The following is a 25447-nucleotide window of genomic DNA, read 5'->3' as shown; positions in this document are numbered from 1 at the left end:
GGCGGCCGCCGTCCACCGAAGCAGGACGGCGGCCGGCCCGGCACCCCGTTCAGCGCTTCTCGTACGGATCCGCCGGCTGCCGCACGTGCCGCACCGCACTCGCGTCCACGACCGGCGGCCAGGCCCCGTCGGTGCCGAGTTCGCCCCTGGGGTGCCAGGTGCCGGTGACGGTGACCCAGGTGTCGACCGGCGGGGCCCCGTCCGCGGCGCCGCGCACCTCGACCTTGCCGGTGGTGGCGTCGGCCGCGCAGCAGGTGACGAGGAGCCGGGTGAGGTACCAGGTCCCGTCGTCGCCGTGGGTCACGAACCCGGTCATCCGGACCGTACGGCCCTTCAGGGAACGCCCGCTGTCGTAGATCGCCCGGGAGCTGAACTCGCCGAGGGTGAGCTCGACCGGGTCCCCGGCGGGCAGGGCCGGGAAGCTCCCGACGCCCTGAGCCGCCCGCTGCGCCGCCTCGGGCCGGCGCTGTAGGAGCCGAGGGCGGGCGGCGGGAACAGGAGCAGGGCGAGGGCGGGCAGGGTGAGCAGCCAGGCGACCCTGGGCCCGGCGCCACCGTGTTCGTGATCCGCTCCGTGTTCGTGATCCGCTCCGTGTTCCTGGTCGTCCGCGGTCCGTCGTACGACCGCCATCACCGCCCCCAGCAGCACCAGCACCGCACCCGACACCACCAGGTAGGGCCGCAACGCCGCCTGCACGTACCGCAGATACAGGGCGCTGAAGAGCGAGATCCGCAGCACCGCCGCGCCGACGAGGACGAGGAGCAGACAGGGGCCGTAGCGCCTCACAGCAGCCACCACCCCACGAGCACGCTGTTCAGCACGGCCACCACCCAGGTGACGGAGGAAAAGCGGACGGCGAAGGCCCGTCCGAAGGTGCCCGCCTGGAGGGCGATCAGCTTGAGGTCGACCATCGGTCCCACGACCATGAACGCCAGCCGCGCGGCGGGCGAGAAGCCGCTCAGGGAGGCCGCCACGAACGCGTCCGCCTCGCTGCACACGCACAGCACGACCGCGAGGACCGCCAGCAGTGGCACGGACAGCCAGGCCGAGCCGGTGAAGAGGTCGAGCACCGAGCGCGGGACGACGATGTTGAAGGTCGCCGCGGCCGCCGCGCCCAGCACCAGGAAACCGCCGGCGTGCAGGAAGTCGTGCTGGAGCCCGGCGCCAAAGGCCCGCAGGCCGCCGGTGGACGTCCCGGTTGATCGTTTCGGCAGCCGCAGCCACTCCTCGCGCCCGAACCTCGCCCACAGCCACCCCATCACCACGGCCGTGGTGAGCGAGGCGACCAGCCGGCCGAGCACCATCGCGGGGCTGCCCGGGAAGGCGATGGACGTGGCGACGAGCACCACGGGGTTGATCGCGGGCGCGGACAGGAGAAAGGCGAGCGCGGCCGCCGGGGCCACTCCCCGCCGCATCAGACTCCCCGCCACCGGCACGGACGCGCACTCGCACCCGGGCAGTACGACTCCGGCCGCGCCCGCCACCGGTACCGCGAGGGCCTGGTTGCGGGGCAGGAGCCGGGTGAAGACCCGCTCCGGGACGAAGGCGCCGATCGCCGCGGAGACGACCGTGCCGAGCAGGAGGAAGGGCACGCCCTGGACGGCGACCGCGGTGAAGACGGTCCACCAGGCGGCGACCGGCGGGGTGTAGAGGTCGAGGGCGAGGGTGGGTCCGAGGACCGAGGCGACAGTGACGATCGCGATCAGCGCGGTGCCGCCGAGAACGACGTGCACGAGCACCCGCAGGCCGAACGCGAGGAGCCGCAGCCCGTCGGCCACGCTCCGCCCGGCCACCGTCCTCTGGTTCTCCACGCGCCCTGTCCCGCCCGCCCTGTGCTGTCCCCGCGCAGGCTAACCGGACACACCTGTGCACAAGCCGGGAATCGTCATAGAGGGGGCTGTGCGGGTGCGGGTCCGAGGGTGGTGGTGCCGGGGGCCGTGCGGTGCCCGAGGCCGGTCCGGTACGCGTCCAGTGCCGCCTCGACCCGTCCCGTACGGCGGAGCAGATCGCCGAGGAGGCGGCACAGGTCGGCCAGGTCACCGGCGGCGCCGGCCCGCTCCAGAAGGCTCAGGGCGCGGACGTAGTGCTCCTCGGCGGCCTCGGTGTCCCGGGTGTCCTCGGCGATGATCCCGAGGAGGCGGTGGGCGGCGGCGGAGTGCAGGGCGCCGCGCTCGGAGCTGAGGTCGCTGAGCACGTCGTGGAGCAGGGCGGCGGCCTCGTCGGACTTGCCACGCCGGTGCAGCACGTCGGCGAGTTCGACGGCGGCCTGGCTGGAGTAGAGGGCGGCCCGCTTGGCGGAGAGCATGTCGAGGGCCTGCCTCAACTCGGCTTCGGCCCGCTCCAGTTCGCCGTTCTGGGCGTAGACGTAGCCGCGCATCCAGTGGCAGTTGGCGAGTTCGGTGCGGATCTGGAGCTGCCGGTACAGTTCGGCGGCCTTGGCGAGGGAGGCGTCGGCCTCGGCGAGGCGGCCCTCGGCGAGCAGGGTACGGGCGACGGAACGGTGCATCCGGGCGACGAGGGCGGGGTCGCCGACCTGCGGGGCGAGCGCGAGGGCGAGTTCGGCGGCCTGGGCGGCACGGGCGTGGGCGCCCATGTCCATGTAGGGGCCGATGACGCTCGCGTAGAGGAGGAGCAGGGCGTCCGGGTCGTGCAGGCCACCGCGGTTGAGCTCGTCGATGGTGGATTCCAGCAAGTAGACGGAGTAACGGAGTTCACCGGTGAGGTAGTGGGCGAGGGCGCGTCCGCGCAGGGCGGGAACGCGGGCGGGCAGGGGTACGTCGTCGCCGAGAGCCTTCTCGGCACGCTCGAAGTACGCGCGTGCGGCGGCGAGTTCGCCGGTCTCCACCGCGCACTCGCCGAGCCCGAGCAGGGCGGCGGCCCGCACCTCGTCGAGGTCGAGCGCGTCGGCCTCGGTGAGCAGACGGCCGTACTGGGCGGCGGACTCCTCGGCCTCCCCGGTGGCGAGGGTGCGCTGGGCCTCGGTGAGGCGCAGGCGCAGATCGGTGACGAGACGGGCCGGACGGCCGGTGGCCAGTTCCTCGAAGCCGACGCCGAGGCGGTCGGCGAGATGCCGTAGCGCGTCGTCGGAGGGCCGCACCCGCCCGGACTCCAGGGTGGAGATGTAGGCCGGGGTGTAGGCCGGTTCGGCCAGCTGTTTCTGTGTCAGCCCGCGTTGGACCCGCAGCTGCTGCACCCGTCGCCCGATGACGCCCGGGTCGTCCCGCTCCGACATGGCCAACTCCCCAAGCCCCTCTTGCCGTTCGGCTCCCGCAGCCCCTAGGTTAAACGGCGTATTAACCGTGCTTAATACACCGTCACCACCCTGGGTACTCACCGCCACCGCTGCGAGGTCGCCGTGCTCGAACGCACCAGCACCACCGCGCGCTACACGAGGGGTTTCGCCGCCGCCGTCGTGGCCGTGGCCACCCTGGTCCTGGCGGCCAACGCGGGACCGGCGAAGGCGACAGGGGAGAGACCGGCGGAGCGCGCGGGCCAGGTCCAGCGGATCACCGCGCACCCATCGGAATGAGGCCGGCCCCCTCTCAGAGCTGGAACTCCGCAGGCGGGACGCCGAGGGTCGCGCAGGCCTCCCTCAAGATCGCCTGCTCCGCCTGGGAGAAGTGACCGTCCGCGCCGGCGATGACGATGCCGGTCTGGATGACCGCGCGCGCCTCGGTGGGCTTCTTGGCGGCCTTGGCGATCTCCTGGAGGGCGTCCGCCTTGCCCTGCGGGAAGTTGCGGGTGAGCTGGTCCACATGCTTGTGGAAGCGCGTGCGCAGCTGCTCCGGCGGGAAGTTCTGCAACACCTCGTTGCTGAGGATCAGCGACTCCGTCTGCTGGATCTCGACCGCGTCCACCTGGCCGTCCGCCGCCGCGACCAGGGCGCACATCGCCATGCTCGCGTCCCGGTAGGCGCCGCTCTTCAACTCGGTCTTGAGGGAGCCCAGCTGGGTCTTCAGCACGCCGACGAGCTGGGCGCGCGAACCGCCGCGCGAGCTGCCCTGGCCATGCCCGTGTCCGTGCCCGGCGCTCGTCGTGCCGCGCCCGCCCTGCGCCTGCTGCTGGAGGCTCTTGGCCTGGTCCTTGAGCCGGTCGAACAGTGCCATTGCCGCCACCTCGGTACTCGTCTGAGTGATCTCACCCCGGCAACGCCCGGCCCCGAGTAAAGGTTCCCCCAAGCCGACCGACCCGACCGACCCGCACGGCTCAGTCGGACCCACGCCGGTACGGCACCTCAGCTCTGCGTCTGGAGTCTGCGCAGCTGTGTCTGCACGTTCTCCAGGGCGCCCCGGCGGCGGCCCGGCACCCGCATGCGCAACCCCGCGAGCACGATGCCCAGCTGCCGGACCTGCTCCACGTCACGGACCTGGGCCCACTGGTGATGGGCCCGGTCGACGGCCGTCTCCACCGGCTTGGAGTCCACGGTCTGCCCGGCGCTGAGCCGCGCCTCGGCCACGGTCAGCCAGATCCGGCAACTGCGCACGGGGTCCCCGGCGAACATGGCGAGATCCGCGCGGACCTCGGACCAGTGCAGGGCCTGCTCGGAGGCCGGGCCGTGCACACGGGCGGCGGCCTCCCCGTGCGCGGTGGCGACCGCTTCGGCGTCCTGGTGCCGGCCGTTCTGGACAGCGGCGGCGATATAGGCATGCGGGTCCTGAGGGGCCTGAGGAGGTTGCGCGGGGGCCACCGGCCCGTCCGGTACTCGGGGTCCTTGTGGTGCTTGTGGTCCTTGTGTGCCTTGTGTGCCTTGTGGTCGAGGCAGTTCGGGCCGGTACGCGGGCCTCGCGGCGAAGCTCCCGGGGACGGCCACCGGAGCCGGCGGCACCGTCAGCACGACGTCCCCGTACGCCTCCGGGCCCAGCCTGGTGAACGCCTGCTGATGCAGCTGCTCGACCGGCGGACGCCACCCGCTGCGCAGGATCGTCGCGATCGTCTTCATGTACGCCGGCCCGGCCACCGTACGCCGGGACGGCGGCGGCGCGATCCGCCCGAACACCGCGTTGTTGCGGCCGGAGTCGAGCGCGTGCGTGTGCAGCCACCCCCACGCCTCCGCGTCGGCGTGCAGGTCGACGAAGAGCGTCGTCGACCCCGGGGACCGCAGCCGGAACTCCTCCCGGATCCACTGCCAGGGCAGCGCGGTGTAGCGCACGGTGGCCGGTGTGGTGCGGGCGAGCGCGAGGTGGGGCAGGTGCTGGCGGCGGTCCAGGGCCAGCTGGCCCGTGACGAACACGGTGAGCGGGCCCGGGGTGGCCGCGACGGCACGCAGGCGGGTCAGGACGGCCTGCGGTTCCAGGGGGTCGGCGAGCTCGACGACGTTGGCGGTGTCGGTGCCCGAGAGCACGGCCGGCGGCACGGCCGCGAGGACGGGAAGCACGGACGCCGCGTCCACCAGACGGCTCTTGCCCACCGGTGAGGCGGCGAGCAGCAGCACGGTTCCGGGCATCGGTCCCTCCCCATCCCCCGTCGATCACTTACGGCAGCACGGTAACCGGTGCGGCTGCGAAGGGGAGTTCTCAGGACGGCAAACGTCCCTTTCCTGCCCGCTCGTCGGCCCGGCGCACCGCGAACACCGTGGTGTCGTCGAGCAGCCGCCCACCGCAGTGCCCGAGGGTGCCGTCGCGGACGAGGGCCACCAGGCGGCTCGGTTCGACGGCACGCGGGTCGGCGGCGAGGGCGCGGGCCACGTCGTCGGCGAGGGCGTAGAACTCCCCGGTGCCGTCGCGGGCCTCGGTGACGCCGTCGCTGGTCAGCAGGAGCGTCTCGGCGGGGTCGAGGGGCACGCGGTGGACCGGGGGCGGGCCGTCGGCGGACAGGGCGGAGAGGCCCAGCGGGAGTCCGTCGGCGGCCAGCAGCGGCCGTACCCCCGACGGGCCGACCACCAGCGGTGGTTCGTGGCCGAAGACCATGGCCTCCACCGTGCCGGTGCCGGCCTCGGGGAAGCCGAGCAGGACGGCGGTGGCGAAGCGGTCGCCGTCGTCGCGGCCGAGCGCGGTGACATGCGCGCCGTGCCGGTTCACCCGGATCTCCAGCCGCTCGGCGACCGTCGCGAGGTCGGGTTCGTGGTACGCCGCCTCACGGAACGTGCCGAGCAGCGCGGCCGCCGCCTCGACCGCGCCCAGGCCCTTGCCCTGGACGTCTCCGACGAGCACGCGGGTGCCGTGCGGGCCGGGCTGGATGTCGTAGAAGTCGCCGCCGACGCGGGCCTCGCTGTCGGCGGCGAGATACACCTCCGCGTGCTCCAGGCCGCCCCACACCGGCGGGAGCGGGCGCAGCACGGTACGGCGGGTGGTGGCGGCGACGTCCCGCATGTGCAGCATGGTGCGCTCGCCGCGCAGCCGTACCGCGCAGGCCAGCACGGCGAGGATGCCGCCGACGGCGACCAGGATGAAGTCGGGCAGACCCGACCGGTACTGGTGCGGCCAGAAGCTGTCGGCGACGACATAGGTGCCGAGGGCGAGCGCGGCGATGGCGGCGGTGCCGGGGACGCCGCAGATCGCGGCCGCGATGCCGGGCGCCAGCACGACCCAGGAGAGCATCCGGAACTCGGCGCCCGTGTTGAAGTCGATCACGGTGATCGCGGCGAGCAGCAGGAGGGGCGGCACCCAGGCGACACTGCGGCCGCGGACGCGGAGCACCTGTCCCCGGCCGACACCGCTCATGGGGTCAGCGAAACACGGGGAACTTTCCGGCGCCATTCGACTTGCCCGCGCCCCGTCCCAGGTGTGCTCTGGTAGTCGGGGGCGGATCGGGGTGGACAGAGAGGAGTGCTCTCATGGCTCACACGGCACCCGCGGGCGGATTCGCCCGGACACCCGATGTCTTCGGCGCCACGGTGCACAAGGCCGCCAGGTACGGCGTCCCGGTCGTGCTCGGTCTTGTCTACGGCTACTGGGCCGCGGCGAACCGCCGTGACGGCGGGCCGATCACCGGCTGGAACGTGCTGTTCGGCTGTGTCACGGCGATCGCGTTCATCGTGCTGTGCATCGCCGTGGCGACGTTCGCCCCGCTGCTGAAGCGGGAACTGCACTCGGCCGTGAAGTCCGGCTTCGCCGGGGCGGCCGTCGGGTTCCTGTACAGCCAGACGGGGGAGAGCGTGCTGCGCTCGACGGCCCTGGGACTGGTGGTCGCGGCGGGGATCTTCGTCGTGTTCTTCTACCGCTACTACACGCACGAGGACGCCGAGGGGAACCGGATCCGGTAGGAGCACGAGACGTCCGTAGGGGCATGGGACATCCGTTCGGGTGAGCCCTCCCCCGGAGGGCGCAATCCCCGGCTCCACGACTCGCGCGGCGGCCCGCGACCGTTTTGCCTGAAAGGGTGACCTCCCGTGTCCGTGGCGCCCTGTCGGCCGCCCTGATCGCCCTGGCCTGTCTGCTCGTGCCCTTCGGCGCGCCGGCGGCCTGGGCGGCGTACGGCCTCGCCGACACGGACCGGTACGTCCACGCGCTGGCGCCGCTGGCCGCCGATCCCGCCGTGCGGGACAGCGTCGCGGACGCGGTGGTGGACGAGGTCGGTGAGCCGGTCCGGCCCCTGGTCCGCTCCCTCACCCGGACTCGGGCCTTCGGCACCGCGTGGAACGCCGGCAACAGAGCGATCCACCAGGCCGTGCTGAGGGCCGTCCGGGAGGGCAGCCACCAGGACGTGACCGTGGACATCGCCCCGATCGCCGCCCGGGTGGAGCACCGGGTCGTCCTGCCCCGCACCGAGGTCGCCGTGCTCCCGGCGCCCGAACTCGATCGTCTCCGGAAGGGCTACGACGTGCTCGAAGTCGCCGGTTTCTGGCTGCCCGTCTCGGCCGCCTTTTTCGCCGTCGCCGGTATCGCGGTGGCCGCCTGCCGCCGCCGCGCCCTCACCGCGACCGCCCTCGGCACGGCACTCGGCGGCGCGCTGCTGGCCCTCGCCGTCGCCGTCGGCCGCCGTCTCACCCTGACCGACCTGCCCGACCCGGTGCGCCGCCCCGCCGCGGGCGCCGTCTACGACGCCCTGACGGGCACCTTGCGCACGGTCTCCTGGCTGCTGGTGGCCGTTGGCCTGGCGGTGGCTCTGACCTGCTGGCTCACCGGCCGGTACGGCGGGCCGCGAGGCCGGCGAGGCTCCGCAGGGCCCGTTCCAGATCCGGCACAGCAACCGACGCGAGCCCGAGCCTGACCGCGTCCGGGGTGCGGCTCGGGTCGACGGCGAAGGAGGGCCCGGGCGTCAGGGCGACACCGAGCGCCGCGGCGGCGGCCGTGAAGGTGTCCGCCCGCCAGGGGACCGGGAGTTCCCACCAGGCGTAGTAGGCGCGCGGATCGGACCGTACGGCGAATCCGTCCAGGCACTCGGCCAGCACCCGCTGCCTGCGCGCCGCGTCGGCCCGCTTCGCCTCGACCAGCCGCGCCACGGTCCCGTCCACCGTCCACCGCGTCCCCGCCTCCAGCGCGAACCGCCCCGCACTCCACCCGCCGGACCGGACGGCGTCGGCCACCGTGTCCGCCCGCTGCCGCGGTACGACGAGAAAGCCGACGGTGAGCCCGGGCGCGACCCGCTTGGACAGTCCGTCGACGACGTGGGTGAGGGCGGGGGCGTGCGCGGCGAAGGGATCGTCGGCCGCCGCCAGGAACGACCAGATGCGGTCCTCCACAACGGGAATGTCCAAGTCGCTTACCACAGCTGCCAGTTGGCGCCTGCGCGCGGCGCTCATGGTGACGGACGTCGGGTTGTGCAGGGTGGGCTGCACATAGAGGGCCGACAGAGCAGCCGTGCGGTGGGCGGCGGCCACCGACTCGGGGAGCGGGCCGTCCTCGTCCGTGGCCAGCGGCACCAGGGTGATGCCGAGCCGGGCCGCGATCTCCTTGACCACCGGATATGTCAGCTCCTCGACGCCGACCCGGCCGCCCGGCCGCACCAGGGAGGCGAGGGCGGCGGCGACCGACTGGCGGGCGTTGCCGGTGAAGAGGATCCGGGACGGGTCGGGCCGCCAGCCGGGGGTGGCGAGGAGAGCGGCGACGGCCTCACGCGCGGCCGGCGTGCCGGTGGCGGCGGCCGGACGGAGGGCCTCGGTCAGGACGTCGGGCCGCAGCAGCGGCGCGAGCCCGTCACCGAGCAGTTCCGACTGGCCTTCGACGGACGGGTAGTTGAGCTCCAGGTTGACGGACGTGCCCGCGTCCTCGATGAGCCCCCTGCCGGGCCGGCCGGGCGCGGTGGCCTTCACGAAGGTGCCGCGCCCGACCTCCCCGACAACCAGCCCACGCCGGACGAGTTCGCCGTACGCCCGCTCCGCCGTCGACGCGGCGATCCCGTGCCGGCGGGCGAACTTCCGCTGCGGCGGCAGGCGTTCGCCCGGCCGGAGCCGTCCGGTGGTGATGTCGGCGGCGATGCGGTCGGCGATACGCCGGTAGTCGTGCACGAGGACCCCCTGATTGCACTGACTCCTGATTGCACTGAGGACAAAGATTTTATTGCACCGAGAAGTCGGGCCGACCTAGGGTCGGCGTCATGACGGCGATCCCCCTGGTCCTGGTTCACGGCCACCCCTTCGACCACACGATGTGGCGCCCGCAGACCGAGGCGTTCGCCGCCTCCCGGCGCGTGCTCGCCCCGGACCTGCGCGGCTACGGCGCCTCGGCACCGATCGCGGAGGTGGACCGCTTCGAGCGGTTCGCGCAGGACATCGAGGCACTGCTGGACGAACTCGACGTACGGACCTGCGTCCTCGCGGGCCTGTCCATGGGCGGCCAGATCGTCATGGACTGCTACCGGCTCTTCCCCGAGCGGATCCGGGGCCTGGTCCTCGCCGACACTTTTCCGGCCGCGGAGACCCCCGAGGGTGTGCGGGTCCGGCACGCCATGGCGGACCGGCTGCTGCGCGAGGGCATGCGCGGGTACGCCGACGAGGTGCTGGAGAAGATGGTCGCGCCGTACGCCTCCCCCGAGGTCAAGGCACACGTCCACCGCATGATGACGGCCACCCGTCCCGCGTCCGCGGCGGCGGCCCTGCGTGCCCGCGCCGCCCGCCCCGACTACCGGGAGCTGCTCACCCGCGTCACGGTCCCGGCGCTGGTGGCCGTGGGCGCCGACGACACCTACACGCCGGTCTCCGACGCCGAGGCCATGCACGCGGCGCTCCCGGAGTCGCAGCTGCACGTCTTCGAGGGGGCGGCGCACCTGCCGAACCTGGAACGGGCGGCGGAGTTCAACGCGGTGCTCGGGGAGTTCCTGGCGAAGGTCGACGCCCGCTCGTAGGCTCGGGACGGTGACCCGACGGCGCCTCGGCATCTGGACCGCAACCCTGCTCTTCGCCGCCGTGAGCGCGGTCGTCGGATGCCGGCTCGCCGACACGGACGGCGTCACGCCCGTCCCCCAGTTCCTCGCCTTCCTCCCGTGGCTGCTCGCACCCGCCGCAGCGGGCCTGGCGCTCGCCCTGCTCACCCGCTGGTGGCCCGGGACGATCTGGGCGGCGGTCGTCCTCGGGCTGCTGGCGTGGTTCCTCGCGCCCGCGCCCTACGGCAAGGGCACCGAACCGGACGGACGGGTGATCGCATCCCTGGAGGTCCTCACCTCGAACGTCGAGTTCGGGCGGGCCACCGACGCCCTGGTCGCCGCCGTCCGCGAGGAGAGGCCGGACGTCGTGTTCGTACAGGAGTGCGAGTACGGCTGCGCTGCGACGCTGCGGCGGTCCCTGGCCGAGCACTATCCGTACCGCCGGTCCGTGGAGGGCGCCGGCTCGACGGGGTCCGTCGTCCTCAGCCGCTTCCCGCTGAGGCCCGCCGCCGGTATCCAGGACAGCACCATGGGCATGCCGGGGGCCGTCGCCGACGTACGCGGGCACGCCGTACGCCTGCAACTCGCGCATCCGATGCCGCCGCTGCCCGGACAACTAAACGTGTGGCGGCGGGAGTTGGGTCGGCTGAGGGGCTTCGCCGCCTCGGTCGACGGCACCCCGACCGTCCTGGCCGGCGACTTCAACGCCTCCCAGGACCACGCGGCCTTCCGCGCGATCCTCGACACCGGACTGCGCGACGCGGCCCGCCTCGCCGGCTCCGGCCGCACGCCCACCTGGCCCGCCCGCACCGCCCCGGCGATCGGTGCGCAGATCGACCACGTGCTGGTGTCGGCGGACTTCTCCGCGAGCGACGCCCGCTTCCTGGACCTGGCGGACACCGACCACCGCGCCCTGCTGGTGGAGGTCACGCTGCACGAGTCCCCGGCCGTTCCGGCACGGTAGGCGTGGGTTTGTCCGCGCAGTTGACGCCCCGCGCGAGTGAAGTCCGGAAGTAGGTCTTGACGCCCGGGGTCCCGGCCACCTGCCCCTGCCCAAGATCGCGTTCCGGGGCCGCTAACCTTACGTGTCCGTCCTGGCCAGGGATTGACGGGCTACAACTCATGCGAAGGGTTGCGCACATGGGCATTCTCACTCTCCTGCGGAACGCGTTCGGCGGCCGATCACGCAAGGGCGCTGCCACCGAGGCAGAGGGTGCGGTTCCTTCGCAGGAGGCGACGGAGCCGAAGCTCCCGTCCCCGGCGACCGAACCGACCCCACCGGCGGCCACGGTCGCCGAGCCGACTCCACCGGCGGCGGCCACGGTCCCCGAGCCGCGCACCGCCACACTCTCCACCGACTCCGAGCACGAACTGGTCTCGGCCGCCTTCGACCACGTAGCGGTCCCGAAGCAGACGCCTCCGGCGGGGGCGGACGAGACGGCTGCGGAAGCGACGGCGGTCGAGACGCCCGAGGTCGAGGCAACGGCGTCTAAGGCACCAGCGGCTGAGGAGCCGGCCACCGAGACACCGGTGGCCGAGACCCCCGCAGCCGAGGAACCGGTGGCTGAGGTACCGGTGGCCGAGACAGGGCAGTCCACGGATGAGCCGGCGGCAGAGGCCGAGTCTTCCGCCGAGGAGCCGACCGCCGAGAAGCCGACCGCTGAAGAAGCGGCGCCTGACGAGCCTGCCGCCGATGAACCGGTGGCTCAGGACGCGGCCGTAGAGGAGCCGGTGGCTGTGCCCGAGGCGCCCGCTGAGAAGCAGGTCGCCGAGGACGCCACGTCCGCCGAGCCCGTTGCCGAGGAGCCGGTCGCCGCGCAGGACACGGCCGTAGAGGAGCCGACGGCTGTGCCCGAGGCGCCCGCCGAGGAGCAGGTCGCTGAGGGAACCACCTCCGAGGAGGCCCCTTCCGGCGAGCCCGTGGCCGAGGAGCCGGTCGCCGATGAACCGGTGGCTCAGGTCACGGCCGTGGAGGAGCCCGCCGTCGTGGCGGCGGAGGCAGCTAAGCCGCAGGCCACCGAGTCCGCACCCGAGCCGGAGCCGGTCGCCGAGGTCGCCGCCGCCCCGGAGCCCGAGACCGCCGTAGAACCGCGGGCGGAACCGGAACCGGAAGCGACCCCCGCTGACGGTCCCGCCGGGGACGCCCTCGCCGTACCCCCCACCCTCCGCACCGCCTACGACGCCGCCGCCTCCACCCTCGCCGCCCACGACCTCACCGGCACCACCGCGAAGACGTACCTCGTCCTGGACCGCTCCGCGAGCATGCGCCCGTACTACAAGGACGGCTCCGCGCAGGCCCTCGGTGAGCAGACCCTCGCTCTCGCCGCGCACCTGGACCCCGAGTCCACGGTCCACGTCGTCTTCTTCTCCACCGAACTCGACGGCACCGGCGAACTCACCCTCGCCGAGCACGAGAACAAGATCGACGACCTCCACGCCGGGCTGGGCCGCATGGGCCGTACCAGCTACCACGCGGCCGTCGAGGAAGTCCTCGCGCACCACACCAAGGAGTCCCCGGACACCCCCGCCCTGGTCGTCTTCCAGACCGACGGCGCCCCGGACGCGAAGACCCCCGCCACCCAGGCCCTCACGGAGGCGGCGAAGTCCCACCCCGCCGTCTTCTTCTCGTTCGTCGCCTTCGGTGACCCGGAGAACAAGGCCTTCGACTACCTCCGCAAGCTCAAGCTCGCCAACACCTCCCACTTCCTCGCGGGCGAGACCCCGAAGGAACTCACGGACACGGAGATCTACGAGGGCATCCTGGCGAACTGGCGCCCGTAACCCCCGAAGATCACCGCAGCGCACCACCGGGCCGCCCGCTTCCCACCCCGTAAAACGGGAAGCGGGCGGCCCACCCATGTCGGATACGATTTCAAGACTCGCGAAGCGACTCACCCGCACGACCAACCTGGGAGCAGCCCCCGATGGCTCGACACCTCATCACCAGCGCCCTTCCGTACATCAACGGGATCAAGCACCTGGGCAACATGGTGGGGTCCATGCTCCCGGCGGACGTCTACTCCCGTTATCTGCGGCAGCGCGGCCACGAGGTCCTCTACATCTGCGCGACGGACGAGCACGGCACCCCGGCGGAGCTGGCCGCGAAGGAGCAGGGCCTCCCGGTGGCCGAGTTCTGCGCGCAGGCGCACGACGCGCAGAAGGCGGTCTACGACGGCTTCGCGCTGGCCTTCGACTACTTCGGCCGCAGCTCCAGCGAGCAGAACGTCGAGATCACCCAGCACTTCGCCCGCCGCCTCAACGAGAACGGGTTCATCGAGGAGCGGGCGATCCGTCAGGTCTACTCGCCCACCGACGGCCGTTTCCTGCCGGACCGCTATGTCGAGGGCACCTGCCCGCACTGCGGCTACGACAAGGCCCGCGGCGACCAGTGCGAGAACTGCACGCGCGTCCTGGACCCGACCGACCTGATCGACCCGCGCTCGGCGATCTCCGGCTCCACCGACCTGGAGGTCCGCGAGACCAAGCACCTCTTCCTGCTCCAGTCGAAGCTCCAGCACGAGGTCGAGGAGTGGGTGGCCGCGCACGAGGAGGAGTGGCCGCAGCTCGCCGCCTCCATCGCCCGCAAGTGGCTGACCGAGGGCCTGCACGACCGTGCGATCACCCGTGACCTGGACTGGGGCGTGCCGGTCCCGTCCGACACGTGGCCGGAGCTCGCGGCGGAGGGCAAGGTCTTCTACGTCTGGTTCGACGCCCCGATCGAGTACATCGGCGCGACGAAGGAGTGGGCGGATCTGGACCCGGCCAACCGCGACTGGAAGTCGTGGTGGTACGACGTCGACACCGAGGTCCGCTACACCGAGTTCATGGCGAAGGACAACGTCCCCTTCCACACGGTGATGTTCCCGGCCACCGAGCTCGGTGTGCGCGAGCCGTGGAAGAAGGTCGACTACGTCAAGGCGTTCAACTGGCTGACGTACTACGGCGGGAAGTTCTCCACGTCCCAGAAGCGGGGCGTCTTCACCGACCAGGCCCTGGACATCCTGCCCGCCGACTACTGGCGCTACTTCCTCATCGCGAATGCCCCCGAGTCGGACGACTCGTCCTTCACCTGGGAGCACTTCACGGCGACGGTGAACAAGGACCTAGCCGACACCCTCGGCAACTTCGTCAACCGCGTCCTGTCCTTCTCGAAGAAGCGCTTCGGCGAGGAGGTGCCGGCGGGCGGTGAGCCGGGCGAGGCGGAGACCAGGCTGGGCGAGGAGATCGCGCGGCTGCTGGCCGAATACGAGTCCCAGATGGAGGCGCTCCAGTTCCGCAAGGCGGCGGCGGCGCTGCGTGCCCTGTGGTCGGCGGGCAACTCCTACCTGGAGGAGAAGGCTCCCTGGCTGCAGATCAAGACGGACCAGGACGGCGCGGCCCTGACCCTGCGCACCGCGATGAACCTGATCCACCTGTACGCGGTGGTCTCGGAGCCGTTCATCCCGGCGACGTCGTCCGCCATGCGCCAGGCGTTCGCCCTGAAGGACGACACCGCGACCTGGGTCAGCGCCGACGAGGCCCGCGCCCTCACCGCCCTCACCCCCGGCGTCCCCTTCACCGTCCCCCCGGTCCTCTTCGCCAAGCTGACGGACGAGGACCTGGAGACGTACAAGGAGCGCTTCGGCGGCGAATAGATCGCCCGAGGACACCGATCGGAAGGACCCCGCTACTGCCGTGTCCGCGCCAAGCCGTATGGTTTGCGCCATGGCAGTGCCCGGGGTCATTCCTGTCGCGTACGAGCCGAAGCACCGCACCGAGACGATCGGGCGGTATGCGGAGGGTCAGTTCCTGGCGTCGATCACATATGCCTTCCCTGAGGGATTCCACCTCGAGGAGGGCTGGGAAGAGCAGAAGCGCCTGTACGCGGTTCTGCACACCTTCGATTCCGAGGGCAATTACCGCGACTCGGACATCTGGTGCGCCGGCACCTGGGGCGAGCAGCAGCGCGACCCGCGCGGCGACGCCTCGCCCCTCACCCGCGCCCAGGTGCACCGGGCGACCCTGCTCCGCAGCCTCCCCCGCCGCTCCTACACGGACATCGCGATCCGTCCCTTCAGCGTCACCCACGAAGGCGTCCGCTTCGGCCTGGTGATCCGCGAGGACGAGGGCGAGCAGTGGGCAGAGCTCTACCCGGACCGCCTCGCCTTCGCGGAACCCTGGGACGGGACCTACGACACGTGAGCTAGGAGAGCACTCCGGCACCGGTCGTCGTCGCCAGCGACGCAGGCAGGTTCTTCACCGCGGTGGCCGAGGACTCCAGGCCCGCCGTCAGGGTCGGGGTCCAGTTCACGGTCGTCTTCAGGTCCTTCGAGGACGCGGCGTTGTAGGCGGCGACCAGGTCGGTCACCGTGCCGTTGACCTGGTTGCCGGAGCCCGCGATCGCGCCGGTGCCGTCGCCGGACAGCAGCTTGGAGACCTTCACGCTCGACGGGACCATCCAGAAGTTGTTCGCGGCGACGACCTGGGCCTTGGCGCGGGAGTTGATGCTGTACTGCAGCGCGTAGCCGTTCAGGGTCGTGACGTCGTAGTAGTTGTTGTAGATGTGGATCTGGCCGACGCGCGACAGGGGCGCCCGCTGGACGATGCCCTTCCACACGTTGTGGTGGATCGAGACCCGCAGCTTGCCGCTCGGCTCGCTGTCGCTGCTGCCGATCAGCATCGTCTTGTCGTGGTTGGTGAACTGGTTGCGGGAGACGGTCACCAGGTCCGAGCTCTTGGTGATGTCCAGCGCGCCGTCGTGGATCTGGTACTCACGGCCGAAGTACTTCGGGTTGGCGGAGTCCAGGTGCGGCGCGTCGGTGAACGTGTTGTGGTCCGCCCACACGTGGGTGGCGCCCCGCAGGGTCACCGAGTCGTAGTTCGAGTTCCAGTTGCCGTCGTCGCCGTCCGTCGGGTCCCACTGCGGGAAGCAGTCCTCGGTGCCGGAGAAGGTGAGGTTGCGGACGATGACGTTGTCCACGTTCTGGATCTGGAGCATGCCACCGGAGATCCCGGCCTTCGTGCCCGGCTCCCCGACGATCGTGGTGTTGGCGGGCACCTTGAAGACGATGTTCGCGGCCTGCTTCTTCTGCGCGGCGGCGCGCGCGGTCTCCTGCGTGCCCGACGGCAGCTTCGAGCGGCCGTAGGTGGCCGGGTCGAAGGCCTTCAGGTAGGAGGAGAGCGAGTAGCCCGTACCCGACGCGTAGTTCGCGCAGGTCAGCTTCTTGCCGGCGTCGTCCGTGTTGGCGTCGATCGTGCCCTTGACCTTGATGATCCGCGGGGTGGTGTCGGACGCGGACCCCAGCGCCTTCACGAGCTGTGCCCGGGTGGAGACGGTGAACGTGTGCGCGGAGTCGGCCTTGGTGCCACCGGTCGTGCCCGTGCCGGAGGACGCCCAGCCGTCCTTCGCGGCGAGCGTCTGGTGGGACAGGTCCACGGCCTGGGCGTTCGCGTTCATCACGACGGCACCGGCGCCGACGCCCGCGGCCACCACGGCGGCGGAGACGAGGAGGGTACGGCGCTTGCGGAGAGACCGGCGGTGGGAGGCAGAAGCCACGGGGATTCCTTACGAGCGGTGGTGGGACATGTGCGTTTCGTGGAGCACCGGTGAAGGCGCTTCCGTCCTCAAGTAGCCGCTGGAATCGGGGAGGTTGCCGCATCGCGCGGAATTTCTTGCGACACGAGTCACCACCGCCGCACCCGCACCCCTTTACCCGTCCTTCACCCCTCTCTTACCTGCGGATAAGGTGTGCTGACTCATAGGAAAGGACCCTCAGTTGGGCAGACACGCCCTGGGACGAGCGGGCCGTGCCACGTTCGTCTCCGCCCTGGCCGTAGCGGTGGCGGCCGGCTCGATCACCCTCTTCTCCAGCACCGAGGACACCGGCGCGCAGGCGGCGACAGCCGCCGTGGCCGGCACCACCGAGATCGTCCTGGACGATCCCCGCAGCGACACCCCCCGCACCGACCGCCTGCTCGCCGCGGGCGCGACCGGCTTCCTGCACCGCCGGTCAGGGGTCGCGGGCCTCCTGTGGACGGGCTACGGGGACGGCGCCACCGTCCCCGTCGAGGGCCCGACCGGCGTCTACCAGCCGACCACCACCAGCTGCTACGACATCTCCGCGCGCTGCGCCTCGGGCGTGTTCGGGCAGGCCGCCGACACCGTGGCCCTGCCGCACCGCACCTACGGCGACCCCGTGTCGCTGTGGAGCCCGGGCGGCGGCGCCCTCAGGACCGTGGCCCTCAGGCAGTCGGCCACCCGCGTGGGCACGTACGGCGAGACGACCGTCACCGTCGAGTGGAACGGCGTCGTCGACGGCCAGGAGCTGGACGGCTACGTACTCCACCTCGTCGACCTCGTCGACGGCAAGCAGCGCGACCGCGTGGTCTCCGGCCTGCCCGCCGACGGCACCTGGGAGGGCAACACCGGGCGCACCGGCGACGCGAAGGGCGCCCTGCTCACCTACCCGGTCCGCGACGGGAACGGCGACTTCACGTCGTACACCGTCGGCTACCTCGACTTCGCCACGGCCGAGCTGACCCCGGCCTTCACCGGTCTGTCCCGGGAGACGGTGCCGGAGGTCGTGCTCACCGACGACCGCGTCGGCTGGTACACCGAGGCCTCCGGCCTGCACCTCAAGCCCCGCACCGACCTCTCCGCCGCCGAGACCACCCCGGTGGCCGGCGAGGACCTGCCCGGCAGCCCGGTGCCCGTCCTGACCGGCGACTGGCTGGTTCTCGCCACCAACGGCGGCTCCGTCCGGGCCGTCTCCCTGGCCGGCGGCACCACGAAGACGCTGCTGACCCGTTCCTACGGCACCCCGCTGGCCGCCCCCGACGGGACCGCGCTGGTCACCGGCGGCACCGGCGCGGCCGACTGGTGGGTCCAGCGGGTCGTCACCGGCACGGACGGCACCCCGCAGCTGAAGAAGATCGTCAAGGTGCCCCCGCTGGAGAACGCCAAGACGGGCATCGCCCTGAGCCGGGGCAGCCTGCGGGTGGCCGAGGACAACTCCAGCAGCTCCCTGGACACCACCTCGGTCCGCACCCTCACCACCAACGGCAGCACCGAGCTGACCGCCTCCGCGGCCACCGACGGCGACTCGATATCCGCCAAGTGCCCCTACCCGGGCACCACCTGCTCCGCCCTGTGGGGCAACAGCCCCGAGGACGTCCATCTCCAGACGTTCGACGACGCCGACGAGGGCGGCACCGGTCTGTCGAACGCCGACCGGCTGGTCGCCCTCCACGACGGCTGGTCCGGCCACACGCTGGCCTACGGCACCAAGGACGGCGCGATCGTCGACGTCTCCGACAATTACGCCGTCTACAACTCGGGCGGTGCGACCCCGACGCAGTACATCGGCGAGTTCGGCTACGGCGAGCAGCTCAAGCGCTCGGTCCGCGCCGCCGCCCTCAACGGCTCCACGCTCTGGAGCGCGACCACGACGCCCGGCAGGCTGACCTCGTACAGCCTGACCACGAGGAAGACCCTCTCCACGGTCGACGTCCCGGACCTCGGCTGTGTGCCGAGCGAGCTCCAGGCGACCGGCCGCTGGGTGTACTGGTCCTGCGCCGGCGCCTCGGCGGGCGTCTACGACAGCAAGGCCGCCACGTCGGTCACCGTCACCCCCGGTGACGTCCTGCTCAGCGACGGCTTCACGGTCCGCCACGACCACGAGGCCGACCGGCTGGTCCTGACGGACACCACGACCGGCGCCACCCGCGTGGTCGCCTCCGGCCTGCCCGACTCGGGTCTCGCCGTGGACCGCCGCTTCCGGTGGACGGTCGACGAGTACACGGGCCTCGTCGCCTGGTTCGACACGTTCGAGCAGACGCACGTGGCCACGACCGGTGTCACCCCGTCCGCGGTGACGGCGTTCCGCACCGAAACCGAGGGCTATGTGGAGCCCGGCTCCGCGAGCGCCTGGACCGGCCAGTGGGAGCTGTCCCGTCCGGTCACCTCCTGGTCCCTGACCTTCACCTCGGTGCAGAGCGGCGCGACCGGCAGGGCCACCCGCACGATCACCGGCGGCGCCGTCTCGGCGGAAGTGACGGCGAACTGGAACGGCAAGACGTCGAGCGGGGTCCCCTTCCCTAACGGCGCCTTCACCTGGACGCTGAAGGCGACCGGCCTGGGCACCGCCGCCCCGGTCACGGTGACGAGCGGCGAGGGCTACCTGTTGCACGGCTCGGCGGTCCACCGGGACTTCGTCAGCCCCGACGGCCCGGACGGCCGCGGCGACCTGCTCACCCTCAACTCCTCCGGCGGCCTGACCTTCCAGAGCGGCACCGGCACCGGCAGGTTCAGCGAGAAGGTCAGTGCCGGCGGCTGGCCCACCACCATCAGGGCGATCCCCTTCGGCGACCTGAGCGGCGACCGCTGCAACGACGTCCTGGTCCGGCTGAGCAGCGGCGCCCTGCGCGTGTACAAGCCCGGCTGCGGATCCGCGGTCAAGCCGTCGACGTCGTACACCACGCTGAACACCAGCGGCTGGAACCAGTACGACGTGCTGACCTCGCCCGGTGACATCAGCGGCGACGGCCGCCCCGACCTGATCGCACGGGGGACCTCCACCGGCACGGTCTACCTCTACAAGGGCACCAGCACCGGCAAGCTGTCCGCGCGCGTGAAGCTCTACGACAACTGGAAGAGCTACAAGAAGATCGTCGGCGCCGGCGACCTCAACGGCGACGGCATCGGCGACCTGCTCGCCCAGGACACGTCCAACACCCTCTACCGCTACGACGGCACCGGCACGGGCGCCTTCAAGGCCCGCGTGAAGCTCTTCACCAACTGGGGCGGCTCCTACAACGTCGTCGTCGGCGTCGGGGACATCACCGACGACGGCAGGGCGGACCTCGTCTCCCGCGACACCGGCGGCACGCTGTGGCGCAACAGCGGTGACGGGAAGGGGTCGTTCGGGGCACGGGCGAAGATCTCGACCGGCTGGCAGGGCTACAAGTTCCTTTCCTAGACCAAGTTCCTTTCCTGGACAGGGGACGCGCGAATGAGGGCGCCCGGGACCGCAAGGGTTCCGGGCGCCCTCGTACGTGGTCGCAGGGCGGCTCAGTTGTTGTCGTTCGTCGCGTCCGGGTCGACGCCCATCGTGAGGGAGCCGATGACGCCCTTGGCGATGTTCTTCTTGTTGTACTTCAGCTTGAGCAGGCCGCCGGTGGTGCCGCTCTGGTCGTAGATCGTGTCCTCGGTGAGCGTGGTGCGCTCGGTGGTGCTGGTGGAGTACGGCTCGACCTCGGCGGAGGCCAGCACGGACTCCTCGTCGAAGAAGAACTGGCCCGTGTGGCAGGTGTTGCCGCCCTCGTAACCGGCGTCCGTCCACTCGCCGTTGACGTGCACCTTGGTGTGGATGTGCACGCAACGGCCCCGGTACCAGCCCGGGAAGATCGTCCTGAAGGTGACCTGGCCGTGCCTGTCGGTCTTCCAGGTGCCGCGCAGATAGCGCTCGTCATCGGTGGGCTCCTGGTGGACACCGCCACCGGTGCCACCGGTCGGCGCGCCCGACGGTGGTTCACCGGTCGGGGTCCCGCTCGGCGTGCCCGAGGGCGCACCGGTCGGGGCGGTGCCGCCACCACCGGTCGACGATGCCTCGTAGCCCGAGTAGATGCCGAGCGCGTCGCAGTGCCAGATGTCGACGGCGGCGTCGGCGATCGGCTTGCAGGTCTCGGAGTCGATCACCTTGAGGGCGAGGGTGAGCGGGATGCCCTCCTTGTCCTCGGTGATGTCCCGGCGGAGTTTGTCCGCGTCGATGTAGTAGGGCCCCTCGGTCGTCTCCGAGGTGAGCTTGTAGCAGGCCTCCGACGCACTGGAGCTGCTGCTCGCGGCGGCGCTCGTGCTCGTCTCGCCGGCGAAGGCACCCGACGCGGCGAGGGTGCCCGCCGCGCCCATCGCCACGGCCGCGCCCGCTCCGGCGACGACGACCTTGCGCCGCGTCAGGTCCTTCTTGTGCTTCGGCTCATGGGCCGGCTGCTGATGGTCCGTCTGTTTTCCCGTCATGGACATGGAAGCTAGGTAAGAAGCCTGTCCTGAGCGTGGGAGCGGACTGTGGCTTGCTGTGCGGCGACGGGGGCGTATGCGAAAGGGGCCCGAGACCAGCGTCGGTCTCGGGCCCCTTCGGAAAGTGGCGTCTACTTCGGCTGCGGCTTGCGCACCGACAGGTGCAGCTCCCGCAGGCGGGCCTCCTCCAGCTCCGTCGGCGCGCCCATCATCAGGTCCTGGGCGTTGCCGTTGAGCGGGAAGGAGATGGTCTCGCGGATGTTCGGCTCGTCCGCGAGGAGCATGACGATGCGGTCGACACCCGGGGCGATACCGCCGTGCGGCGGGGCGCCGAAGCGGAACGCGCGCAGCATGCCCGCGAACTTCTCCTCGACGGTCTCCCGGTCGTAGCCCGCGATCTCGAAGGCCTTGAGCATGATCTCGGGCTCGTGGTTCCGGATCGCGCCGGAGGACAGCTCGACGCCGTTGCAGACGATGTCGTACTGCCAGCCCAGGATGTCCAGCGGGTCCTGGGTCTCCAGGGCCTCGAGACCGCCCTGCGGCATGGAGAACGGGTTGTGCGAGAAGTCGATCGCGCCGGTCTCCTCGTCCTTCTCGTACATCGGGAAGTCGACGATCCAGCAGAACCGGAAGACGTTCTCCTCGAAGTGCCCGGCACGCTTGGCGGCCTCGACCCGCACCGCGCCCATGATCTTCGAGACCTCGTCGAACTCGCCCGCGCCGAAGAACACGGCGTGACCGGCGGCCAGCGACAGACGCTTGGTCAGCTCGGCGACGTTCTCCTCGGTGAGGAACTTCGCGATCGGGCCGGTGAGGGACCCGTCCTCGGTCACGCGCACCCAGGCCAGGCCCTTGGCACCCTGCGAGACGGCGTAGTCGCCGAGCTGGTCGAAGAACTTCCGCGGCTGCGCGGAGACGTCCGGCACCGCCAGCGCCCGCACGTGCTTGCCGGCGAACGCCTTGAACTCCGAGCCCTCGAAGACATCGGTGATGTCGACGAGCTCCAGCTGGGCGCGCAGGTCCGGCTTGTCGGACCCGTACTTCAGCATCGACTCGCGGAACGGGATCCGCGGGAAGGGAGACGTGACGTGACGGCCGTTGCCGAACTTCTCGAACAGCTCGGTCATGAGCTTCTCGATCGGCTGGAAGACGTCCTCCTGCTCGACGAAGCTCATCTCGACGTCGAGCTGGTAGAACTCGCCCGGCGAACGGTCCGCGCGCGCGTCCTCGTCACGGAAACAGGGCGCGATCTGGAAGTAGCGGTCGAACCCGGAGATCATCAGCAGCTGCTTGAACTGCTGCGGCGCCTGCGGCAGGGCGTAGAACTTGCCCGGGTTCAGGCGGGAGGGGACGACGAAGTCACGAGCGCCCTCGGGAGAGGTCGCGGACAGGATCGGCGTCGCCATCTCGTTGAAACCGAGGGCGACCATCTTCGAGCGGATCGAGGCGATCACCGACGACCGCAGCATGATGTTCTTGTGCATGCGCTCGCGGCGCAGGTCGAGGAAGCGGTACTCCAGGCGCCGCTCCTCGTTCACCCCGTCCTCGGTGTTGATCGTGAACGGCAGCGGGGCGGCCGCGCCGAGCAGCTCGACCTCGCCGACCTCGACCTCGACCTCACCGGTGGGCAGGTCCGGGTTGACGTTCTCGGTGCCACGGGAGACGACCTTGCCGTCGACGCGGACCGTGGACTCCTTGGTCAGCTTGTCGAGGGCCTCGTACGCGGGCGTGCCCGGACGGGCGACCAGCTGCGTGATGCCGTAGTGGTCGCGCAGATCGATGAAGAGGATGCCGCCCAGGTCGCGCCGATTGTGCAGCCAGCCACTCAGCCGGACGTCGGTACCGACGTCAGAGGCGCGGAGCTCGCCGCAGGTGTGGGACCTGTACCGATGCATCGTCGTTCATCCAGTCTTCGCGGATCGAGGGTCGTGTTTCACGTGAAACAGCTCCCAGCCTACCGGGGACCCCGAGATCGCCTCCCCACCATTACGACTCGGCCAACAGTGGCACTCCTCGATCTCCTGTTCTTAAAGTGGGGCAATGCGCACTGGTGAGCCCTTGCCCGCCGTGGGGGAGGTTCTCACCGCCCTCGCGACCGGCCTGTGGCACTGGGACACCGCCACCGAACTGGTCACCGTCGACGCGGAGGCGGCTCGGCTCCTCGGGCTGCCCGCCGAGCGGACCACCCTCACGGAAGCCCAGGCCCGGGCCCGGCTGCACCCGGTCGACTGGAACGAGATCATCAGCGTCGTCGGACTCGCCGTCGCCGAGGACACCCTCGCCGAGGTCCGGATCAGGATCATGGACGAGCGCGGCCTGGTGACCCGTACCGTGCGCAGCCGCTCCAAGCCGTCGTACGACAAGGAAAAGAAGTCGTTCCAGCTGATCGGCACCCTCCAGGAGGTCACCGAGCCGACCCCCGGCACCCCCGCCGGCCGCACCGCCGTCACCGGTGACTGGCGGCGCTCCCGCGAGGCCTTCCTGCTGGACGCCGGCCGTGCCCTGGCCGAGGCCCGCTCCACCGCCGAGGTGCTGCGGGTGGCCGCGGGCCTGTCCATGCCGGGCTTCAGCCCCGACGGCCTGGCCGTCTTCGGCGTCGAGGGCGACCGCCTCACGATCATCGGCCACCACGGACAGCAGCCCGGCGACGAGAGCCCCTTCTCCCACATGTCCCTGGAGACGGACTACCCGGCCGCCGAGGTCGTGCGCACCGGCCGTGCCGTCTATCTCTCCAGCCCCGAGGCCTACCGCTCCCGCTATCCGGTCACCTGGCCGCTCGCCCAGCGCTTCGACCGCCAGTCCTGGGCGTTCCTGCCGCTGACGGTGGCCGGCCGCACGATGGGCGCGTGGATGGCGGGCTTCGCCTACCCGGTCGCGTTCACACCGGACGAGCGCTCGGTCCTCACGACGGTGGCCCGCATGCTGGCCCAGGCCCTGTCCCGCGCGGGCCTCGCCGAGTCCGAACGCGAGCTGACCGACGGCCTCCAGCGCTCGATGCTCCCCACTCTCGGCCCCGAGATCCCGGGCATGACCATCGCCGCCCGCTATGTCCCCACCGGCGGCGGCCTCCAGGTCGGCGGCGACTGGTACGACATGATCCCGCTGCCCGGCGGCACCTCCCGCACGAAGTCCGGAGGGGGACGCTTCGCCCTGGTCATCGGGGACGTCCAGGGCCATGACGTACGGGCGGCGGGCCTGATGGGCCAGCTCCGCATCGCCCTGCGCGCCTACGCCGCCGAGGGCCACCGCCCCGACGCGGTCCTCTCCCGCGCCTCACGCTTCCTCAACGGCATGGCGTACGGCGTCGACGACCCCTCCGACATGCGCTTCGCGACCTGCCTGTACGTCGAGGCCGATCCGGTGACCGGCGTCCTTGAGGTGGCGCGGGCCGGTCATCCCGACCCGGCGATCCGCATGGCCGACGGCACGGTCCTGGCCCGCCGCACGCAAGGCGGCCTCCCGCTGGGCATCGACCCGGACGCCGACTACCCCACGACCCGGATCACCCTGGAGCCCGGCGAGACGCTGATGCTGTGCACCGACGGGCTGATCGAGACCGGCGGCCACGACTTCGACACCGGCTGGAAGCGCATCCGCACCATCCTGGAGACCCACGACGGCGACCTGGAGGAACTCGCCGACGCCCTGATCCAGGCCGTCCACGGTCCCTCCTCCCACCACACCACCGGCCCCCTCGCCGACCGCCGCGAGGACGACATAGCGGTTCTGCTGCTGCACCGGCAGGGGGGCGGCGACCCGGCCGCCGTACGGCCCACGGTCCGCCGCACGATGCTCTCGGTGGCCCAGGCGGAGCCCGAACGGGTCGCGGTGGCCCGCCAGCAACTGCGCGAACTGCTCCACGACTGGCCCTCCGCCGACCAGGTGGACGCCGCGGTCCTGCTGCTCTCCGAGACGCTGACCAACGTCCTCGTCCACACCGACGCCGACGCGCTGCTGCTCGCGGAGGTCCGCGGTGAGGCGGGCGAGCGCCGGATGCGGATCGAGGTCACCGACACCAGCGACGACCTCCCGCACAAACGCCGCCCCGGCGAACTGGCCTCCTCGGGCCGCGGCCTGATGCTGATCGAGCTCCTGGCGGACATGTGGGGGGTGGACCCCCAAGGCCAGGGCAAGAGCATCTGGTTCGAGCTGTACGAGTCCTCGGGCGAGCCCTCCGCGTAGCACGGGGACAGGGAACAGACGTCAACACCCGCC

Annotated in this window: 19 protein-coding genes and 1 pseudogene; 10 read left to right on the top strand and 10 right to left on the bottom strand. The window is 71.5% G+C overall.

Annotated features, from left to right (window positions below):
- Positions 1 to 49: 49 nt before the first annotated feature.
- The 3 genes and pseudogenes from ACGFWE_RS27270 to ACGFWE_RS27260 all read right to left on the bottom strand — a co-directional run bounded on the left by ACGFWE_RS27270 (position 50) and on the right by ACGFWE_RS27260 (position 3232).
- A pseudogene (locus ACGFWE_RS27270) lies at positions 50 to 786 on the bottom strand (TIGR03943 family putative permease subunit).
- The gene (locus ACGFWE_RS27265) at positions 783 to 1811 is read right to left on the bottom strand and encodes a permease (RefSeq protein WP_393602368.1); all 1029 of its coding nucleotides are present in this window, start codon (positions 1809 to 1811) and stop codon (positions 783 to 785) included. Before ACGFWE_RS27265 ends, ACGFWE_RS27270 begins: the two are co-directional and overlap by 4 nt.
- A 74-nt stretch (positions 1812 to 1885) precedes the next feature.
- The gene (locus ACGFWE_RS27260) at positions 1886 to 3232 is read right to left on the bottom strand and encodes a tetratricopeptide repeat protein (RefSeq protein ID WP_352387378.1); all 1347 of its coding nucleotides are present in this window, start codon (positions 3230 to 3232) and stop codon (positions 1886 to 1888) included.
- A gap of 123 nt (positions 3233 to 3355) precedes the next feature.
- Between ACGFWE_RS27260 and ACGFWE_RS27255 the strand changes: the two genes are divergently transcribed.
- Positions 3356 to 3529, top strand: a complete 174-nt coding sequence (locus ACGFWE_RS27255) for a hypothetical protein (RefSeq protein WP_352387376.1) — start codon at positions 3356 to 3358, stop codon at positions 3527 to 3529.
- A gap of 13 nt (positions 3530 to 3542) precedes the next feature.
- On the opposite strand, the gene ACGFWE_RS27250 is transcribed toward ACGFWE_RS27255, so the two are convergent.
- The 3 genes from ACGFWE_RS27250 to ACGFWE_RS27240 all read right to left on the bottom strand — a co-directional run bounded on the left by ACGFWE_RS27250 (position 3543) and on the right by ACGFWE_RS27240 (position 6659).
- Entirely contained in the window at positions 3543 to 4106 is a 564-nt protein-coding gene (locus ACGFWE_RS27250; RefSeq protein WP_393602366.1) for a tellurite resistance TerB family protein, read from the bottom strand.
- Between the two features lie 128 nt (positions 4107 to 4234).
- Complete coding sequence (locus tag ACGFWE_RS27245; RefSeq protein WP_352387372.1) at positions 4235 to 5443, bottom strand: hypothetical protein; 1209 nt, start codon at positions 5441 to 5443, stop codon at positions 4235 to 4237.
- 70 nt (positions 5444 to 5513) lie between these two features.
- A complete protein-coding gene (locus ACGFWE_RS27240) occupies positions 5514 to 6659 on the bottom strand; it encodes a PP2C family protein-serine/threonine phosphatase (protein WP_393602364.1) in 1146 nt (381 codons plus the stop codon).
- Between the two features lie 113 nt (positions 6660 to 6772).
- On the opposite strand from ACGFWE_RS27240, the gene ACGFWE_RS27235 reads away from it, so the two are divergent.
- Positions 6773 to 7201, top strand: a complete 429-nt coding sequence (locus ACGFWE_RS27235) for a hypothetical protein (RefSeq protein WP_352387368.1) — start codon at positions 6773 to 6775, stop codon at positions 7199 to 7201.
- 116 nt (positions 7202 to 7317) lie between these two features.
- A complete protein-coding gene (locus ACGFWE_RS27230; RefSeq protein WP_352387366.1) occupies positions 7318 to 8148 on the top strand; it encodes a hypothetical protein in 831 nt (276 codons plus the stop codon).
- Here the strand turns inward: ACGFWE_RS27230 and ACGFWE_RS27225 are convergent.
- The gene (locus ACGFWE_RS27225) at positions 8057 to 9385 is read right to left on the bottom strand and encodes a PLP-dependent aminotransferase family protein (protein ID WP_393602361.1); all 1329 of its coding nucleotides are present in this window, start codon (positions 9383 to 9385) and stop codon (positions 8057 to 8059) included. The genes ACGFWE_RS27230 and ACGFWE_RS27225 overlap by 92 nt on opposite strands.
- 89 nt (positions 9386 to 9474) lie before the next feature.
- Here ACGFWE_RS27225 and ACGFWE_RS27220 point away from each other — a divergent pair, with 89 nt between their 5' ends.
- The 5 genes from ACGFWE_RS27220 (at position 9475) to ACGFWE_RS27200 (ending at position 15420) form a co-directional block, all read left to right on the top strand.
- Complete coding sequence (locus ACGFWE_RS27220; RefSeq protein ID WP_352387362.1) at positions 9475 to 10221, top strand: alpha/beta hydrolase; 747 nt, start codon at positions 9475 to 9477, stop codon at positions 10219 to 10221.
- 10 nt (positions 10222 to 10231) lie between these two features.
- On the top strand, positions 10232 to 11203 hold the full coding sequence (locus tag ACGFWE_RS27215) for an endonuclease/exonuclease/phosphatase family protein (protein ID WP_393602359.1): 972 nt from the start codon (positions 10232 to 10234) through the stop codon (positions 11201 to 11203).
- A gap of 176 nt (positions 11204 to 11379) precedes the next feature.
- The gene (locus tag ACGFWE_RS27210; RefSeq protein WP_393602357.1) at positions 11380 to 13020 is read left to right on the top strand and encodes a VWA domain-containing protein; all 1641 of its coding nucleotides are present in this window, start codon (positions 11380 to 11382) and stop codon (positions 13018 to 13020) included.
- Positions 13021 to 13163: 143 nt separating this feature from the next.
- On the top strand, positions 13164 to 14873 hold the full coding sequence (metG, locus tag ACGFWE_RS27205) for a methionine--tRNA ligase (RefSeq protein ID WP_393602355.1): 1710 nt from the start codon (positions 13164 to 13166) through the stop codon (positions 14871 to 14873).
- A 70-nt stretch (positions 14874 to 14943) separates the two neighbouring features.
- Positions 14944 to 15420, top strand: coding sequence for a hypothetical protein (locus ACGFWE_RS27200; RefSeq protein WP_352387355.1), 477 nt, complete (start codon positions 14944 to 14946; stop codon positions 15418 to 15420).
- Between the two features lies 1 nt (position 15421).
- Here the strand turns inward: ACGFWE_RS27200 and ACGFWE_RS27195 are convergent, their stop codons facing one another.
- Positions 15422 to 16774 carry a polysaccharide lyase family 1 protein gene (locus ACGFWE_RS27195; protein ID WP_352387353.1) on the bottom strand — a complete coding sequence of 451 codons (1353 nt, stop codon included), beginning with the start codon at positions 16772 to 16774 and terminating at the stop codon, positions 15422 to 15424.
- A gap of 220 nt (positions 16775 to 16994) precedes the next feature.
- Between ACGFWE_RS27195 and ACGFWE_RS27190 the strand changes: the two genes are divergently transcribed.
- Positions 16995 to 20195 carry an FG-GAP-like repeat-containing protein gene (locus tag ACGFWE_RS27190; RefSeq protein WP_393602353.1) on the top strand — a complete coding sequence of 1067 codons (3201 nt, stop codon included), beginning with the start codon at positions 16995 to 16997 and terminating at the stop codon, positions 20193 to 20195.
- Positions 20196 to 20287: 92 nt separating this feature from the next.
- Here the strand turns inward: ACGFWE_RS27190 and ACGFWE_RS27185 are convergent, their stop codons facing one another.
- The gene (locus ACGFWE_RS27185; RefSeq protein WP_393602351.1) at positions 20288 to 21232 is read right to left on the bottom strand and encodes an intradiol ring-cleavage dioxygenase; all 945 of its coding nucleotides are present in this window, start codon (positions 21230 to 21232) and stop codon (positions 20288 to 20290) included.
- Between the two features lie 131 nt (positions 21233 to 21363).
- Positions 21364 to 23127, bottom strand: a complete 1764-nt coding sequence (gene aspS, locus ACGFWE_RS27180; RefSeq protein WP_393602349.1) for an aspartate--tRNA ligase — start codon at positions 23125 to 23127, stop codon at positions 21364 to 21366.
- Positions 23128 to 23272: 145 nt separating this feature from the next.
- Between aspS and ACGFWE_RS27175 the strand changes: the two genes are divergently transcribed.
- Positions 23273 to 25414, top strand: a complete 2142-nt coding sequence (locus ACGFWE_RS27175) for a SpoIIE family protein phosphatase (protein ID WP_393602347.1) — start codon at positions 23273 to 23275, stop codon at positions 25412 to 25414.
- Positions 25415 to 25447: the final 33 nt, after the last annotated feature.

The organism is Streptomyces sp. NPDC048523 (assembly GCF_043199815.1).
GTDB lineage: Bacteria > Actinomycetota > Actinomycetes > Streptomycetales > Streptomycetaceae > Streptomyces.
This window is presented reverse-complemented; position numbering and strand designations above follow the sequence as displayed.

Coding starts and splice junctions, on each gene's coding strand:
- ACGFWE_RS27260 (WP_352387378.1), bottom strand. CDS start 3,232: ATGTCGGAGCGGGACGACCCGGGCGTCATCGGGCGACGGGTGCAGCAG.
- ACGFWE_RS27250 (WP_393602366.1), bottom strand. CDS start 4,106: ATGGCACTGTTCGACCGGCTCAAGGACCAGGCCAAGAGCCTCCAGCAG.
- ACGFWE_RS27245 (WP_352387372.1), bottom strand. CDS start 5,443: ATGCCCGGAACCGTGCTGCTGCTCGCCGCCTCACCGGTGGGCAAGAGC.
- ACGFWE_RS27240 (WP_393602364.1), bottom strand. CDS start 6,659: ATGAGCGGTGTCGGCCGGGGACAGGTGCTCCGCGTCCGCGGCCGCAGT.
- ACGFWE_RS27235 (WP_352387368.1), top strand. CDS start 6,773: ATGGCTCACACGGCACCCGCGGGCGGATTCGCCCGGACACCCGATGTC.
- ACGFWE_RS27220 (WP_352387362.1), top strand. CDS start 9,475: ATGACGGCGATCCCCCTGGTCCTGGTTCACGGCCACCCCTTCGACCAC.
- ACGFWE_RS27210 (WP_393602357.1), top strand. CDS start 11,380: ATGGGCATTCTCACTCTCCTGCGGAACGCGTTCGGCGGCCGATCACGC.
- metG (WP_393602355.1), top strand. CDS start 13,164: ATGGCTCGACACCTCATCACCAGCGCCCTTCCGTACATCAACGGGATC.
- ACGFWE_RS27200 (WP_352387355.1), top strand. CDS start 14,944: ATGGCAGTGCCCGGGGTCATTCCTGTCGCGTACGAGCCGAAGCACCGC.
- ACGFWE_RS27185 (WP_393602351.1), bottom strand. CDS start 21,232: ATGACGGGAAAACAGACGGACCATCAGCAGCCGGCCCATGAGCCGAAG.
- aspS (WP_393602349.1), bottom strand. CDS start 23,127: ATGCATCGGTACAGGTCCCACACCTGCGGCGAGCTCCGCGCCTCTGAC.
- ACGFWE_RS27175 (WP_393602347.1), top strand. CDS start 23,273: ATGCGCACTGGTGAGCCCTTGCCCGCCGTGGGGGAGGTTCTCACCGCC.